Raw genomic sequence first — 14,544 nt, 5'->3', positions numbered from 1 at the left:
GCGGCCCGAGCCGGAACCGGGTGCCCGGAATGTCGGGCACCCGATTTCCGGCGGACCCTGAACCCCGGGAACGGGACCCGCGTATCTCAGGGCGGAACGGCACGAATGATCCTTCCCACCCGCAGGAAAGGGGCAGTGATCTCGATGAGCACCCGGCGGTCGCGCAGAAGACGGTCTCTGACCGCCACCTTGCTGGTCTCCGCCATACTGGCCGCCGGGTGCTCGTCAGCGGCCGTGACGACCGGGGCCGCAGTCCAGGCGGTGGGACTGGCCGGCGATCGGGCGGACGCGGACGTCCGCTTCTCCCAGGAGATGATCCCCCACCATCGCCAGACGATCCGGCTCGCCGGCCTGGTGGACGGCCGGAGCGAGAACCCGTACGTGCGCGACCTGGCCGCGAAGATCAGGAAGCACGAGGCCGCCGACATCGACCTGATGTCCGGCTGGCTGCGGTCGTGGCAGGTCGAGGTGCCGGCGGAGGGCGACCACGCCGCGCACGACATGCCGGGCATGCTGTCCGCCGCCCAGTTCTCGTCCCTGGAGGGACGGTCGGGTGCCGCCTTCGACAAGCTGTGGCTGAGCGTGCTGGGCAAGCACCTCGACAGCGGTGTCCAGATGGCCCAGGTCGTGATCGCGCTGGGCAGGCACCGGCCCACCGCCCGGCTGGCGGAGAAGATGGTCACCGGGCAGCGCGCCCTGATCGCCGAGATCGGGAAGAAGCTCGCCTGAGCCGCCGTACCTCCGGGCGGCGGGCCGTCCAGGAGCGGCCCGCCGCCCGGAGGTACGACCCCCGAAAGGGGCATGAGCGCGAGGCGCTGCCGGGTCGCCGAACGGCGCCGCCCGTACGTGACGAACGGCGCCGTCCGCGCCTGACGGACGGTGCCGCCCGCCTCTGCCCCGGGCTCTACCTCAGCCCGAAGGCACGGACGATCGTCTGCTCGACGGCGTTGCCCCTCTCGTCCTTGACACCGGCCCGCAGGCTGACGTACCGGGCGTGGGCCGGGGCGTCCAGCCTGGCCCGCCACCCGTCGCCGGTGCGGGTCAGGCGCTCGGTGCGCCAGGTGGCGCCGTCGTCGTAGGAGACCTGGAGCTCACCCGAACGGATGTCCGCCTTCGGCCCTCCCGGCAGGTGCGAGGGGAGGATGGTGAGGGCGGCCGAGCGGGAGGCCCTGCCGTCCACCCCGGTGTCCACGGCGTAGTCGAGCTGCACCAGCGGCAGCGCGACCGGCTCGGCGGAGCCGGAGGATGCCGAGGTGAAGTTCCACACGGTCCGCGTGGTGGTGGAGTACGGGTACGCCGCGGCGTCGCGTTCCGTCGTGGTGACGAGGCGGTAGGGAAGCCTGGCCTGGCCGACCTCGGCGTCCAGGACGTAGCCGCCCGTCTCGGCGACGAGGGTCCCTCCCTGGTGGAGCGACGTCGTCTGGTCGAGCTGGCCCGGTCCGAAGAGCCCGACGTGGTCGGCCCCGGAGTCGCCCCACCCGGGCACCTGGACGTGCAGGGTGTTCCCCTCGCGGACCGGGAGCGCGATGGAGTCGTTCACCCTCGGGCGCTGGATCGGGCCGAACCACTGCTCGCCGGTGGTGCTCCCCGCCCGGTAGGACCTCTCCCCCGAGAACTGCCACGTCTTCCGCGGGATCTCCGCCTCGGACGTCCAGCGTACGGAGTCTCCCGGGGTGACCCAGTCGGTGCGCTCGCGCTTCGACCTGCTCAGCAGCGTGTATCCCACCTTGGTGTTCAGGCCGGGGACGACGTCGAAGCGGTACTCGGCGACCTCGTCCGCCGGGTCGTTGCGGAAGTCGACGTCGACCCGCGCCAGGTCGCGGTGCGCGGGACGGTAGGTCAGGTCGCCGGGAACGGACTGCTCCCAGCGCCGGACCAGGTCGTAGAGGTAGGCGGTGTCGGGCTTGGAGACCGTGCGCAGCAGGACGGTCTCCTTCCCGAGGCGGGAGATGAGCTGCTCGCCCTCGTCCCTGGTCAGTGACGCCACGGTCAGGGGCGTCCTCCTGATCGCCTCGCGGAGCCGTCCCACCTCGTCGTTGACGATCAGCAGCAGCTTCGCCCCGGCGGCCACGGCGGCGGGCACCTGCTCGTCCGTGTCGCCGTGGCGCACGACCGCGATCTTCCCCTTGACGTCCAGCCCGGCGTAGTCGGCCGCGCGGCCCCGGCCGGCGAAGACGGCGGGGAGGTCCCACGAGCCCTCGGGCAGGAGCCCCGCCCCCGGCTGGATCCACAGGTCGTCGTACGTCCGCCCGCCCGAGCTCACGGTCAGGAGCGGCTGTGTCTTGCGCCAGCGCGTGCCGATGGACAGCCGTCCCTCGCGCACCCGCTTCGTGGGCTGGATCCAGATGCTGTCGTACCCGGTGCCGAGCGTGTAGGAGTCGGCGACGGAGGCGGTGTCGCCCAGCGTGCGGTGGTAGTCGACCCGGGTCTCGGCGTCGGCGCTCTCCCGGGGCGTGACGGCCCTGGCCTCGCGCGCGGTGGCGGCGTCCAGGGTCACGGTGGTGTCGGTCTTGACCGTGACCAGGGGTTCGTTGAGCAGCGCGAGACCGAGCGAGGAGGGACCGTGCGTGCCTCGCACGTCGCCCCACATCCACACCGAGTACCTGCCCTGGGGCACCAGGACGTCCACCTCTCCGGTGAAGGTGAGGAAGCTGTAGTAGCCGTCGGCGGGGTCGCCCTCCCGCAGGAGGTTGATCTGGCCGCTCATCGGGGCGCCGTCGCGGTCCTTGGCCTTGATGACGAGGTGGCGGGGCTGGTCCTCGGTGCTGAGGCCGACGACGGTGCGGGCGAGCGCCGGACCGCCGCCCGCGGACGCCTCGATCCACCCGGTGTAGCCGTTCCTTTCCGGTGCGCGGTCCAGGTCGGCGGTGACGGTGACGGTGCCGGTGCCGCGCGCCGGGACGACGACCTGAGAGGCCGACAGGGCGAACAGACCGTCCGGGGCGCCGGTGACCTTGAGCGCCAGGTCGAGGGTGACGTCGGTGCCGGAGGTGTTGGTGTAGGTGACCTGCCGCTCGGCCCTGCCTCCGGGCTCCTCTCCCAGCGGATGGATGCCCAGGTAGGCGCTGCCGGTGACGAACAGGGTGGCGGTGGTGGCGGCCCGGGCGTCCAGGCGGCCGGTGCCGGCCTCGTAGGCGGTGTGGTCCGGGGTGCTCCTGGACGTGCTCATCAGGGCGTCCTTGAGCTGCCCGCCGGTCCAGTCGGGGTGCGTGGCGGCGAGGAGGGCGGCGGCGCCCGCGACGTGCGGGGTGGCCATCGAGGTGCCGCTCATGGTCGTGTAGGGGCCCTCGCCCGTCTGCGCGTACTGGGACCGGGCCGCCAGCACGCCGACGCCGGGGGCGCTGAGTTCCGGCTTGAGCGCGCCGTCGGCCAGCCTCGGGCCCCGGCTGGAGAAGTCGGCGAGGTGGTCGGAGGTGTCCACCGCCGCGATGGTGAGGGCCGCGTCGGCGGCGCCCGGGGCGCCCACCGTGCGCTCGGAGGGCCCGGCGTTGCCCGCCGCGACGGTGAAGAGGGCGCCGGTCTCGGCGCTGAGCGCGTTGACGGCCTGGCTCATCGGGTCGGTGCCGTCGGTGGGCGCGTCGGTGCCGAGGCTCATGCTGATGACCTTGGCGTTCCGCTCCCTGGCGGCCCACTCCATGCCGGCCACGATCCAGGAGTCCTGGCCCTGGCCCTGGTCGCTGAGGACCTTGCCGACGTGCAGCTCGGCTCCGGGGGCGACGCCCTTCTCCCTCCCGCCCGAGGCGGCGCCGGTGCCGGCGATCGTGGAGGCGACGTGGGTGCCGTGACCGTGCCGGTCGGTGACCTCCTCGCCGGGTACGAAGCTGGCGGAGGCCTCGATCCGGCCGGCCAGATCGGGGTGGCCCGCGTCGACGCCGGTGTCCAGGACGGCGACGTCGACGCCCTCGCCGGTGTTGCCCGCCGCCCAGACCTCGGGGGCGCCGATCTGCGCCACGGTGTCGGCCAGGTCGACCTTGACCTTGCCGTCCAGCCAGACCTTCGCGACGCCGTTCGCGAAGGCGGGCGCGAGGTTCCCGCGCCCGCCTTCACGGGCGCCGGGCGCCGTGGCCCGGCCGCCGGTGAGCGAGGACCAGAAGCTCGCGGCCTTGTCGCGGTCCTCGGTGACGGCCGCGCCCTTGATGCTGCTGAGGGTACGGACCTTCGTGGCGCCCTCGGGCAACGACGTGGCCGTGCGGGCGGCTGAGTCGTCCGCGTAGGTGACGATCAGCGGAAGGTGGTCGACGTGGGCGTCGTCGTAGTCGTCGGCCAGGAGGCGGGTGACGTTGAACAGCCGCCTGTCGAGCAGCCCGGCGGAGACGTAGGGCATCGCGCTGTCGGGATAGACGTAGGTGTCGGCGCCCACGGTGGTGACGTGGGCGCCGACGGGTTCGCCGCCGGGGCCCCGGACGACCGTGGTACCGGCTCCGATGCCGCCGGAGCGGACCGTGACCTTGTCGCCGGTGATCAGGGTGATGGTGCGGGTGACCGCCGGCGTGCCGTGGGCGGATCCGGAGGGCGCGCCGGGCTCAGCTGGCGGTGCCCGCGGTCTCCTGCTCCGCGGCGCGGCGCCTCTCCTCCCCCTCGATGGCCTCGACCGTCTCGTTGTCGCGGTCACGGCGGTACTCGCGGACCGAGTAGGCGACGGCGGCGGCCCAGATGACGGCGATGGTGATGTAGGCGAAGGTCTGGACGCCGCTGGAGGCGTCGATCCAGTCGCTGCGCAGCAGGGTCCTGACGTTGGTCAGGATGATGACACCGCCGACGGCGGAGCCCAGGATGCGCGGCGGGATGTGCCGGACCAGCCAGGCGGCGATGGGGGCCGCGATGACGCCGCCGATCAGCAGCACGGCGACCCAGGAGAAGTCGATGTTCTCGGAGCCGATGCCGACGAAGAAGCCGATGCTGGCGGCGATGGCGACCAGGAACTCGCTGGCGTCGATGGAACCGATCACCTTGCGCGGCGCCAGGCGGCCGCTGGCCAGGATAGCCGGGGTGCCGACCGGGCCCCAGCCGCCGCCACCGGTGGCGTCGACGAAGCCGGCGACCAGGCCGAGGGGCGCGAGGAAGCGCTTGCGCAGCGGCTTGCCCAGGTTGCCGCGCGGGAGGCCGAAGGCCGTGAAGCGGATCAGGACGTAGACGCCCAGCGCGAGCAGGATGATCGACATGACCGGCGCCGCGACCTCGGTGGAGAGGCCGGACAGGAAGGTGGCTCCCACGAACGCGCCGACGGCGCCGGGAACACCGATCTTGGCGACGACCTTCCAGTCGATGTTGTTGAAGCGCCAGTGGGATATGCCCGAGGCGAGGGTCGTGCCGATCTCGGCGAGGTGGACGGTGGCCGAAGCGGCGGCGGGGTTGGTGCCGATGGCCAGGAGCAGCGTCGTCGAGGTGACACCGTAGGCCATGCCGAGGCTGCCGTCGACGAGCTGTGCCGCGAAGCCGACCAGGCCTAAGAGGATGAGCGCACGCACAACGCTCCCCTTCCTGTTTTTCCTACTCTGTTGATAGGAATTATCGTGATTGAATGCCACGGCGACGTCAAGTCACGTTTCGAGCAAGGCGTCTCAAGGTATGGGAATCTTCATCCCACGCGCGGCGCACGGTGCACCGTCACACCCCGCGTCGCCGGCCGGCCGCCCTCGCACCGAGGTCAGCCCGCCGGCGGTGGAGAAGGCCGGTGGGTCAGTGACCGACGGAGTCGGAGTCGGTCGCGGCGGCCTCGCCCCGGTCGAGGGAGGACAACTCGGAGACCTCCTCGGGGGTGAGGGCGAAGTCGAAGATGTCGGCGTTGGCCCTCATCCGTTCGGGGCTGGACGACTTCGGCACGGTGATCAGGCCGAGCTCGATGTGCCAGCGCAGCACGATCTGGGCGGGGGTCCTGCCGTGCCGCTCGGCGGCGGCCGTGACGACCGGCTGCGCCAGCAGGTCACCGCCCTGCCCGATGGGGCCCCAGGACTGGGTGGCGATACCGTGGGCGGTGTCGTAGGCGCGGGGCTCGTCACGGGTGAAGAACGGGTTGAGCTGGATCTGGTTCACGTCGGGCACCACGCCGGTCTCGGCGAGGAGCCGGTCGATGTGGGCCGGCTTGAAGTTCGACACGCCGATCGCCCGCACGCGACCGTCCTCCAGCAGCTTGACCATGCCCTTCCACGCCTCCACGTAGCGGTCCTTGCGCGGCAGCGGCCAGTGGATCAGGTAGAGGTCGGCGTAGTCGAGGCCGAGCCGGTCCAGGCTGGCCTGGTACGCCTCCTGGGCGGCGTCGTATCCGTGCCACTCGCCGTTCAGCTTGGTGGTGACGAACAACTCCTCCCTCGGCACTCCGCTCGCCCGCAGCCCGCGCCCCACGCCGGTCTCGTTGCGGTACGCGTAGGCGGTGTCCACCAGCCGGTAGCCCATCTCGACGGCCTCGGCGACCGCGACCTCCGCCTCCTCGTCCGACATGGGCCAGGTGCCCAGGCCGACCTGCGGGATGTCCGCGCCGTTGACCAGCTTCAAGGTTGGGATGTCCAGAACAGTCATGGCCGACAGCCTTCCACGCCGGGTCCGGCGAGCCGTCGCCGGGGAGCGGTCACGCCGGGCGCGTCGCCTCGGGGAGACCCTCGCGGACGAGGAACGTCCCGGCCAGGGCGACCAGGGCCAGGAGGGTGAGGACGATCCCGTAGTACGTGGTGAGTTCGACGAGGGGCAGGTGGCCCGCGACGATCCCCGCGGCGGTGGCGGGGACGCTCATGGCGAGGTAGCTGACGATGTAGAAGGCGGCCATCAGCCCGGCCCGCTCGTGCGGGGCGGCGGCCGGCAGCAGGGTGCGCGCGGCACCCTGGAAGCCCGCGCCGAAGCCCAGCCCGGCGACGACCGTACCGGCGAAGAACAGCACTCCCGAGCCGGCGTTGACACCGAGCAGGGTCACGACGACGCCGAGGGCCAGCAGCGCGGAGGCCACCCGCATGGCGCGCGGGGCGGGGACCGCCCGCAGGGCGAGGATCGCGACGGTGCCGCTGATGGTCAGCGCGAAGACCAGCAGCCCGCCCACCACGACCGATCCCGAGCCGGTGACCTCGCGCGCCAGAGACGGCCCCAGGGACAGGTAGAACCCGCCGAGCGCCCACCCGGCCACGGTGATCGGGGTGACCAGCAGCAGGACCCGGCGCGCCCCTGCGGGCACGCTGACGCGCGGGCGCAGCGAGGCCAGCGCGCCCGCCCGGCGGCCGGCGGACTCGGGCAGGAGGAGGATGGCGGCGCCCTGCAGCACGAACGCGGCGGCCAGGACGACGAACACCGTCCGCGTCGGCGCGGGCAGGTACTGCACGAGCAGGCTCGATCCCAGGCCGCCCGCCGCCAGGCCCAGGGCGGGCGTCACGCTGTTGACCAGCGGGCCGCGCGTCCGGTCGGCGTCCAGCAGGCCCGCTCCCAGCGCCCCGGTCGCGGCCCCGGTGGCGAAGCCCTGCAGGACGCGCGCGACCACCAGGGCGGTCACCCCGTCGGCGGAGGCGAAGATCGCCATCGCGACCGTCTCGAGCGCCACCGCTCCGAGGATCACCGGGCGGCGCCCGACGTGGTCCGACAGGGAGCCCACGGTGAGCAGGGCCACCAGCAGGCTGACGGCGTAGACGGCGTAGACCGCGGTCAGGACGCTGGAGGAGAAGCCCCAGTGGCCCTGGTACACGGCGTACAGCGGGGTGGGTGCGCTGGCGGCGGCCATGAACGTCGTCAGGGTCGTCGCCAGGAGCACCACGGCCGCGCCGGCCCCCAAGCGGACCCGCTGGGCGGGCAGCGTCGAAGTCACGGTGGACATGGAGGAACTCCCGAAGCTTTAAAGCAAAGGATTTGCGTTAGCAACGTACACACCTCGGACCACTGAAGCAAATATTTTGCGTTAAGCTCGGTTCATGGCGACGAGGCAGGCGGTACGCACCGGGGGACGGAGCGCGCGGGTGCAGCAGGCCGTCCACGAGGCGGTACGGGATCTCCTCGCCGAGCGCGACCGAGCCGACCTGACCGTTCCGCTCGTCGCCGCCCGCGCGGGCGTGACCCCCTCGACCGTCTACCGCAGATGGGGTGACCTGCAGGAACTGCTGGCCGACGTCGCCCTTGAGCACATGCGGCCCGACGGCCCCCCGGCCGACCTCGGCAACCTGCGGGACGACCTCGCGACGTGGGCCGAGGAGTGGCTGGAGGAGATGTCCTCCCCCACCGGGCGCGCGTTCACCCGCGACGTGGTCGCCGGCGACGACGACGGCAGGAGCACCGGACAGTGCTGCGCGTACACCAGCAGCCACATCCAGACCATCCTCACCCGCTCCGCCGGGCGCGGCGAGGACGTGCCCACGCTGGACGCGGTGCTGGACCACGTGGTCGCGCCGATGACGTACCGGCTCCTGTTCATGAGCGACTCCCTCGCTCCCGGATACGGCCGCGCCCTGGTCGACGCCCTGCTGGGCTCCCGGTAGCGACCGGGCGGGGGACCACCGGATCCGTCCGCGGCGCCGCGTCCTCGGCGTCCTCGGCGTCCTCGTGTGCGCCGTCCCGATCGGCTCCGCGGGCGGCGCCGACCCGGCGCGGCGGGAGAGGAGCCACCGCGGAAGGCGGTTCTCAAGCGGGCCGCAACCGGGCCCTCCTATAAAGGGTCGCGTTCCCGTATGGTCCATCGGGCGGGCCCCTCCCCCTCGGGATGTCACCCGCCCCGGCCTGTCCACGAGCTCCCGCCCGGCACCGCTCTCCCCCGCCGGCGGATCCGCGCGCCTCGGGGGAGACAGTGAGAGAGACATGCCCAGCCTTACCCGCCTGCTCGCCGGGGCCGTGATCGCACTGCCCGCCCTGCTGCCCGCCCCCGCGGCGTCGGCCCACGCCGTTCAGGACACCCACGCCGTCCAGGACGACCGGGCGACGGGGAGCGCCGCCGGCTGCAGGCCCGGCAGCGGTCCCAAGCTGGCCGGCAGGGACCTCACCCGGATCACGCTGCCCGCCGACCTCTCCTGCGCCGACCTGCGGAGGGCGAGGCTGGACGGCATGGTCGTGCGCAGCCTCCTCACCGGGGCCGACCTGCGGGGCGCCTCGCTCAAGGGCGCCCGCCTCGGGAACGCCGAGATGGCCGGGGCCAAACTGCGCGGGGCCGACCTGACGGAGGCGGAGCTGTACTACGCGAACCTGCGCGGCGCCGACCTGCGCGAGGCGACCATGGACGACTCGCTGCCCTACGGCACGCACTTCGAGGATGCCGACCTGAGCGGGGCCACGATGGTGCGCGCCAGGACGTACGGAGCCCAGTTCGACGACGCGAAGCTGGTCGGCGTCGACCTCACCGACGCCGACGCCTACGGCGTGGACCTGCGCCGAGCCGATCTCACCGGTCTCAAGGCGCCCAAGGCCCGCATGTACGACTCCACGATGATCAAGGCCGTGTTCCGGGACGCCGACCTGCGTGGCGCGCAGTTGCGCGGGTCGGTGCTGGACGGCGCGACTTTCCAGGGCGCCGACCTCGGGGGGACCGAGCTGCGCGAGGCCACGGGCGCGCTGCTGGTGGGCAGCAAGGGCATGCCCAAGGACCTGCCGACCCCCGACCCGGCGTGCGCGCCGGGCAGCGGGCAGAAGTACGCGGGCTGGGACCTGACCTCGGTCGCCGAGTTTCCCCGGGACCTGAGCTGCGCCGACCTGACCGGCGCCAAGCTGGACGGGGTCGACCTGGGCAGCGTCAAGCTGGACCGGGCGATCCTGCGCGACGTCTCGGCCACCGGGGCCACGATCCGCTACCTCAAGGGCGCCGACCTGCGCGGCGCGCGCCTGGAGCGCGCCAAGCTCGGCAGCGTCGAGCTGATGGGGGCCGACCTGACGGGGGCGCGCATGGCGAGGGCGGAGCTCGGCAGCGCCAAGCTCGCCGGGGCGAACCTGTCGAAGGCGGACCTGTCGGGGGCGGCGTTCGGCAGCGCCGACCTGACGCAGGCCAGGCTGGGCGGCGCCGACCTGCGCGACGCGGAGTTCGGCAGCGCCAGGGCCGACCGGGCCGACTTCACCGGTGCCAGGATGGAGCGGGCCGACCTGAGCAGCGGCAAGTTCCAGGACGCGGTCTTCCGCGGGGCGACGCTGACCGACGCCGACCTGAGTTTCGCCGAGCTGCGGGGGGCCACCTTCGTGGACGCCGAGGTCACCGGCATGAAGACCGGCCACGCCAAGGACGCCGACCTGTCCGGGTCGTCCAGCCGGATGGCGATCGGCTGGGTGATCTTCCTCTCGCTGGTGGGCCTGGTCGCGTTCTGGGTGCTGGTCAAGGTGGTCGCGCGCGGACGGCGGCTCGCGAAGGCGGTCAAGCGAGAGGTGGCCGAGCGGGCGGCCCGCCTGGAGAAGACCAGGCTGTCGCAGGAGGAGAACGTGACGCGGCTGGGCGAGGAGATCGACCGCCTGGCCGACGGGGGCGAGGGCGGCGACGACGTCAACTGGCACCGGGCCCTGGACGCCTACGACGCGGCCAAGCAGGCGCTGGCCGCCGCCCGCGACATCGACGAGGTCAAGGCCGTCGACATCATCGTGGCGCGGGGGCGTGACGCGTTGAGGGGACGCACCGCGAGGTAGGAACCGCCAGGCGGGAACCGGCGCCCCCGTCGCGCGGGGGCGGCGCCCAGGCGGTCGTCCCCACCGGGAAGAGGCAGCGGGCCGGCCGTCCCGGGCAAGGACGCCGGTTTCCCGCCACCGACCGGACGGACGCGTCGCCGGCGACCGGCGACCGGCGATCAGGCGCGCGGCCCGAGGAACAGGCCACCGCTCGCGTCGATGACCTGACCGGTGATCCAGCGCGCGGCGTCGGTGGCGAGGAACGCGACCACGTCGGCGACGTCGCCGGGCCCGCCCAGGCGATCGAGCGCCGTCGTCCCGGCGATGAGCTCGGCCAGGCCGGGCACTTCGAAGACCGCTGCGTTCGTCGCCGTACGGGTGGCGCCGGGAGCGACCGCGTTCACCGTGATCCCCCGGACTCCGAGCTCGTTGGCCAAGGTCATGCTCATCGTCTCGACCGCGCCCTTCGTCATGGCGAAGGACGTCTGGGCGGGGTTGGCCATCCGGGTCGCCACGGACGAGATCATGACGATGCGGCCACCGTCGCGGAGCAGCGGCAACGCCCGCTGGATGATGAAGTACGGCGCTCGCACGTTCACCGCGAAGAGGTGGTCGAACTCCGTCCGCGTCGTGGCTCCGAGCGGGCCGGCGGGCGCGGCCGCCGCGTTGTTGACGAGGATGTCGAGTGGCCGCCCGGCCAGGCCGGCCTCGACTCCCGCGAAGAGTGTCTCGACGTCGTCGTCCACGCCCAGCTCCGCCCTGACGGCGAGCGCGGTCCCACCGGCACGCTCGATCTCGTCGACCGTCGCCGTCGCGCCGTCCTCGTCCGTGCCGAAGTGCACGATGACCACCGCCCCCTTCGCCGCCAGCCGGACCGCGATCGCCTGCCCGATGCCGCGCGACGCTCCGGTCACGAGAGCCGTCCTGCCGATCAGGTCGTTCATGCCGACCACCTCATCTCGTTAGTGACTACCAATCTGGTAGTGACTACCAGTCTGGTAGGGTCTATCACATGTCCGACCAGCACTCAACCCTGCGAGCGCAACGGAGAGCCGAGACGCAGCGCATGATTCAGGCACACGCGGTACGGCTGTTCACCGAGCGCGGATACGACGCCACGACCGTGACCGACGTCGCCGAAGCCGCGGGCGTGTCGCCCATGACCGTGTACCGGCACTTCCCCACGAAGGAAGACCTCGTGCTCGTCGACCAGCACGGCCGGCTGGTCGCGGAGCGGATCGTCGCGTCGTCCGGCGCGCAGCCCCTGGTCCGCCGCATCGGCGGCGCGCTCATCGACTCGGCCGCGACGTTGACCCGCGGCGCCCGCGGAGACGACGTGGAGACGGGCGAGCGGTTCCTGCTCGCCCGCCTCCGGCTCATGATCTCGACGCCGGCCCTGCGTGCCAGGCACCTGGACAACCACTACGCCCTCCAGCGGGCGATCGTCGACGCCCTCGGGGACGACGCCACCGATCCCGACACGGCGTTCCACGCCCAGGTGGCGGCCAGCGCCTGCCTGGCCGCCATGCACACGGCGCTGGTGCGCTGGGCCGAGGACGACGGGCGGACCGAACTGCCCGACGTGATCGCGAAGGCGCTCGCCGCGGCCTTCGGCGACGACATCGTCGAACCCACCGGCGGCGTCGGCACCTCGGAGTCCGCCGGGCGCACGGAGCGCCGATGACGGTTTCCCGTCCCCGGCCCGGGCCGGTTCGCGGCCGGTGTGCCCGTCTCACTTCGCGGGTGATCGCCCAGGCGTCCGCCACCGGGCCCACGTGCCCGAGCCTGCCGGGGTCGATCACCAGGCGGATCGCCTGGCTCCGCCCGTCGAGTACGTCGAGCGCCAGAGTGCGGGCCCGGGCGATCGGGAACCGTGCGTCACCGCAGGTCAGCCGGTGAAGGACTCAGGGCCGAAACGGCCCCACGCGATGAATGCCGCGAGCGCGAGATAAGCCAGGTTCAGCATCACGAAACCGAATTCGCCGCGGCGGCCATGGGTGATCATCGCGCCGACCATCAGCATGACCCAGCAGACCGCGGTCACCGGCACCAGAACCGGTGCGACCCCGAGCACGGCGGGCAGGATCAGGCCCAACGCGGCCAGGAGTTCGAGGACGCCGAGGGTCTTGACGAAGGCGACGCCGACGTCTCCGGTCCATCCCCCACCGTGGACCGCCGCCAGTTTCTCCTTGGGCACGAACGTCTTGCTGACGCCACCGGCCAGTGCCACCGCGGCCAGCAGCCCGGCGGCGATCCACAACGCGAGGTTCATCATCCACTCCTTGATCGAAGATTGCCCGCACCGCGTATGACGAGACAGCGCCCCCTCCTGTGACATCCCCGGACCCGGCGCGGGAAGGCGTACGGCCCTCCCCGGCACGTCCTCGTCCCGGTCGCCGGTGACCTTCACCGGGACCCCGGCGTGGCGCGTGCCGTGTGGACCACAGCGATCATTCGCAATTATTCCTTGACGCAAATATTCTCCATGAAGAATACTTTGTTCCATGGACGCACTCCTCACCGCACTGGCCGACCCGGCCCGATGGCGGCTCGTGAACCTGCTGGCCGAGCGGCCCCGGCCGGTCGGTGTCCTCGCCCAGCTCGCCGGGGCGCGCCAGCCGCAGACGACCAAGCACCTGCAGACCCTTGAGCGCGCCGGCCTCGTCACCTGCCGGCGCATCGGCCAGCGCCGCGTCTACGCGCTCCAACCCGGTCCTCTACGGGAGTTGGCGGCCGCGCTCGGCCGGCTCGCCGACGCCGCGGACCGGCCCGGTGGCCCGCGCGAGACCTACGACCGCCACGGGCTCAGCCTCCACACGGAACGGCTCGCCGCCGAGGAGCCGGGCTGGGCCGACGGCCGCACGTTCAGGTTCCTCCGGTCGCTGACGGCGCGCCCCGAGGTGGTCTGGCGCCACCTGACCGAGGCCTCCCTGCTCGCCCGGTGGTGGACGCCCGACGACCTCCGCGTCTCCGAGCTCGTGTTCGAGGCGCGACCGGGCGGGCGGATCGTCCAGGAGTACCGCGACGCCGAGGACGCCGACGGCTCCGACCTGGTCGCCGGGCGAGCGGAGGGAGTCGTCGACGACGTACGCCCCGGCGAGCGCCTCGCCTACCGGCTCTCCCCGCTGCTTCCCGGCGGCGGCCTCGCCTTCACCGCCCACCTCGACCTCGGCCTCCGGCCCACCGGCACCGGCACGGACCTCGACGTCCACTACCGGATCACCGACAGCACGGTCGACTCCGCCGACTTCGTCGCGGGCATCGAGATCGGCTTCGGCCAGAGCCTCGACAAGCTCGCGGCGACCCTCGCCGCGAACCCGCACGACACCGCCGACACCACCGGCACCGGCACCGGCACCGGCAGCACCGCGTATGACCCCGACACGAGGAGCACGAAGTGACACAGCAGACCGGCGGCCGCAGGGTCGTCACCAACATGAGCCTCTCCCTCGACGGTCACTACGCCGGGCCGGGCGACCCTCGGGACATGGGCTGGGTGATGCCGTACGCGCACACCGACGTCGCCCGCGACCACCTGACCAGCCTCTGGGAGCCGGCGACGACGGCCCTGCTCGGGCGGGTCAACGCCGAGGGGTTCCTCGGCTTCTGGCCCACCGTCATCGGCATGGAGGGGGTCGACCCGCGTGACGAGGGCTTCGCGAAGTGGCTCGTCGACACCGACAAGGTGGTCCTGTCCTCCACCCTCGGCGAGGCGCCGTGGGAGCGGACGACGGTCGTCGACAAGCCGGCCGCCGAGGTGGTCGCGGACCTCAGGGCGACCGAGGGCGGTGACATTCTCGTGCTCTCCAGCGCGAGCGTCATCAAGGCGCTGCTTGCGGCCGACGAGGTCGACCGGCTGGCACTCACCGTCTTCCCGGTCTTCCTCGGCGGCGGGCCGCGCCTCTTCGACGACGGCCTGCCCGCCGGGCGGTGGACGCTCGCCGGCCAGGCCGCGGGCGAGCACGGCACGCTGGCCCTCGTCTACGACCGGGTCCGCTGAGCCGG

12 protein-coding genes are annotated in these 14,544 nt (G+C 72.7%); 6 read left to right on the top strand and 6 right to left on the bottom strand.

Annotated elements, in window-relative coordinates:
- Positions 1-144 precede the first annotated feature (144 nt).
- On the top strand, positions 145-729 hold the full coding sequence (locus ACTOQ1_RS23930; protein ID WP_440070253.1) for a DUF305 domain-containing protein: 585 nt from the start codon (positions 145-147) through the stop codon (positions 727-729).
- 175 nt (positions 730-904) lie between these two features.
- Here the strand turns inward: ACTOQ1_RS23930 and ACTOQ1_RS23925 are convergent, their stop codons facing one another.
- The 4 genes from ACTOQ1_RS23925 to ACTOQ1_RS23910 all read right to left on the bottom strand — a co-directional run bounded on the left by ACTOQ1_RS23925 (position 905) and on the right by ACTOQ1_RS23910 (position 7,789).
- Entirely contained in the window at positions 905-4,360 is a 3,456-nt protein-coding gene (locus ACTOQ1_RS23925) for a S8 family serine peptidase (RefSeq protein ID WP_440070252.1), read from the bottom strand.
- Positions 4,361-4,523: 163 nt separating this feature from the next.
- Complete coding sequence (locus ACTOQ1_RS23920; protein WP_440070251.1) at positions 4,524-5,468, bottom strand: sulfite exporter TauE/SafE family protein; 945 nt, start codon at positions 5,466-5,468, stop codon at positions 4,524-4,526.
- A gap of 211 nt (positions 5,469-5,679) precedes the next feature.
- A complete protein-coding gene (locus ACTOQ1_RS23915) occupies positions 5,680-6,516 on the bottom strand; it encodes an aldo/keto reductase (protein ID WP_440070250.1) in 837 nt (278 codons plus the stop codon).
- Between the two features lie 49 nt (positions 6,517-6,565).
- A complete protein-coding gene (locus ACTOQ1_RS23910) occupies positions 6,566-7,789 on the bottom strand; it encodes an MFS transporter (protein WP_440070249.1) in 1,224 nt (407 codons plus the stop codon).
- Positions 7,790-7,883: 94 nt separating this feature from the next.
- Between ACTOQ1_RS23910 and ACTOQ1_RS23905 the strand changes: the two genes are divergently transcribed.
- The gene (locus ACTOQ1_RS23905; RefSeq protein WP_440070248.1) at positions 7,884-8,444 is read left to right on the top strand and encodes a TetR/AcrR family transcriptional regulator; all 561 of its coding nucleotides are present in this window, start codon (positions 7,884-7,886) and stop codon (positions 8,442-8,444) included.
- Between the two features lie 316 nt (positions 8,445-8,760).
- The gene (locus ACTOQ1_RS23900) at positions 8,761-10,560 is read left to right on the top strand and encodes a pentapeptide repeat-containing protein (RefSeq protein ID WP_440070247.1); all 1,800 of its coding nucleotides are present in this window, start codon (positions 8,761-8,763) and stop codon (positions 10,558-10,560) included.
- A gap of 158 nt (positions 10,561-10,718) precedes the next feature.
- Here the strand turns inward: ACTOQ1_RS23900 and ACTOQ1_RS23895 are convergent, their stop codons facing one another.
- Positions 10,719-11,483: an SDR family oxidoreductase gene (locus tag ACTOQ1_RS23895; RefSeq protein WP_440070246.1), complete on the bottom strand. Its 765-nt coding sequence runs from the start codon at positions 11,481-11,483 to the stop codon at positions 10,719-10,721.
- A gap of 122 nt (positions 11,484-11,605) precedes the next feature.
- Between ACTOQ1_RS23895 and ACTOQ1_RS23890 the strand changes: the two genes are divergently transcribed.
- Positions 11,606-12,223 (top strand): TetR/AcrR family transcriptional regulator, encoded by a 618-nt coding sequence (locus ACTOQ1_RS23890; protein ID WP_440070245.1) that lies wholly within the window; start codon positions 11,606-11,608, stop codon positions 12,221-12,223.
- A gap of 204 nt (positions 12,224-12,427) precedes the next feature.
- Here the strand turns inward: ACTOQ1_RS23890 and ACTOQ1_RS23885 are convergent, their stop codons facing one another.
- Positions 12,428-12,814: a DoxX family protein gene (locus ACTOQ1_RS23885; RefSeq protein ID WP_440070244.1), complete on the bottom strand. Its 387-nt coding sequence runs from the start codon at positions 12,812-12,814 to the stop codon at positions 12,428-12,430.
- A 229-nt stretch (positions 12,815-13,043) separates the two neighbouring features.
- Here ACTOQ1_RS23885 and ACTOQ1_RS23880 point away from each other — a divergent pair, with 229 nt between their 5' ends.
- Both ACTOQ1_RS23880 and ACTOQ1_RS23875 read left to right on the top strand, forming a co-directional pair.
- Positions 13,044-13,940, top strand: a complete 897-nt coding sequence (locus ACTOQ1_RS23880; protein WP_440070243.1) for a metalloregulator ArsR/SmtB family transcription factor — start codon at positions 13,044-13,046, stop codon at positions 13,938-13,940.
- Positions 13,937-14,539, top strand: a complete 603-nt coding sequence (locus tag ACTOQ1_RS23875) for a dihydrofolate reductase family protein (protein WP_440070242.1) — start codon at positions 13,937-13,939, stop codon at positions 14,537-14,539. The genes ACTOQ1_RS23880 and ACTOQ1_RS23875 overlap by 4 nt, the downstream gene beginning before the upstream one ends.
- Positions 14,540-14,544 lie beyond the last annotated feature (5 nt).

The sequence above is a fragment of the Streptosporangium sp. OZ121 genome (assembly GCF_051918885.1).
Taxonomy (GTDB): domain Bacteria; phylum Actinomycetota; class Actinomycetes; order Streptosporangiales; family Streptosporangiaceae; genus Streptosporangium.
Note: the sequence above shows the minus strand (reverse complement) of the source record. Positions and strands in the feature narration are given on the sequence as shown.

Excerpts from the sequence above, each read along its gene's own strand:
- ACTOQ1_RS23930 (WP_440070253.1), top strand. The coding sequence starts at position 145 with ATGAGCACCCGGCGGTCGCGCAGAAGACGGTCTCTGACCGCCACCTTG.
- ACTOQ1_RS23915 (WP_440070250.1), bottom strand. The coding sequence starts at position 6,516 with ATGACTGTTCTGGACATCCCAACCTTGAAGCTGGTCAACGGCGCGGAC.
- ACTOQ1_RS23910 (WP_440070249.1), bottom strand. The coding sequence starts at position 7,789 with ATGTCCACCGTGACTTCGACGCTGCCCGCCCAGCGGGTCCGCTTGGGG.
- ACTOQ1_RS23905 (WP_440070248.1), top strand. The coding sequence starts at position 7,884 with ATGGCGACGAGGCAGGCGGTACGCACCGGGGGACGGAGCGCGCGGGTG.
- ACTOQ1_RS23900 (WP_440070247.1), top strand. The coding sequence starts at position 8,761 with ATGCCCAGCCTTACCCGCCTGCTCGCCGGGGCCGTGATCGCACTGCCC.
- ACTOQ1_RS23895 (WP_440070246.1), bottom strand. The coding sequence starts at position 11,483 with ATGAACGACCTGATCGGCAGGACGGCTCTCGTGACCGGAGCGTCGCGC.
- ACTOQ1_RS23890 (WP_440070245.1), top strand. The coding sequence starts at position 11,606 with ATGATTCAGGCACACGCGGTACGGCTGTTCACCGAGCGCGGATACGAC.
- ACTOQ1_RS23885 (WP_440070244.1), bottom strand. The coding sequence starts at position 12,814 with ATGATGAACCTCGCGTTGTGGATCGCCGCCGGGCTGCTGGCCGCGGTG.
- ACTOQ1_RS23880 (WP_440070243.1), top strand. The coding sequence starts at position 13,044 with ATGGACGCACTCCTCACCGCACTGGCCGACCCGGCCCGATGGCGGCTC.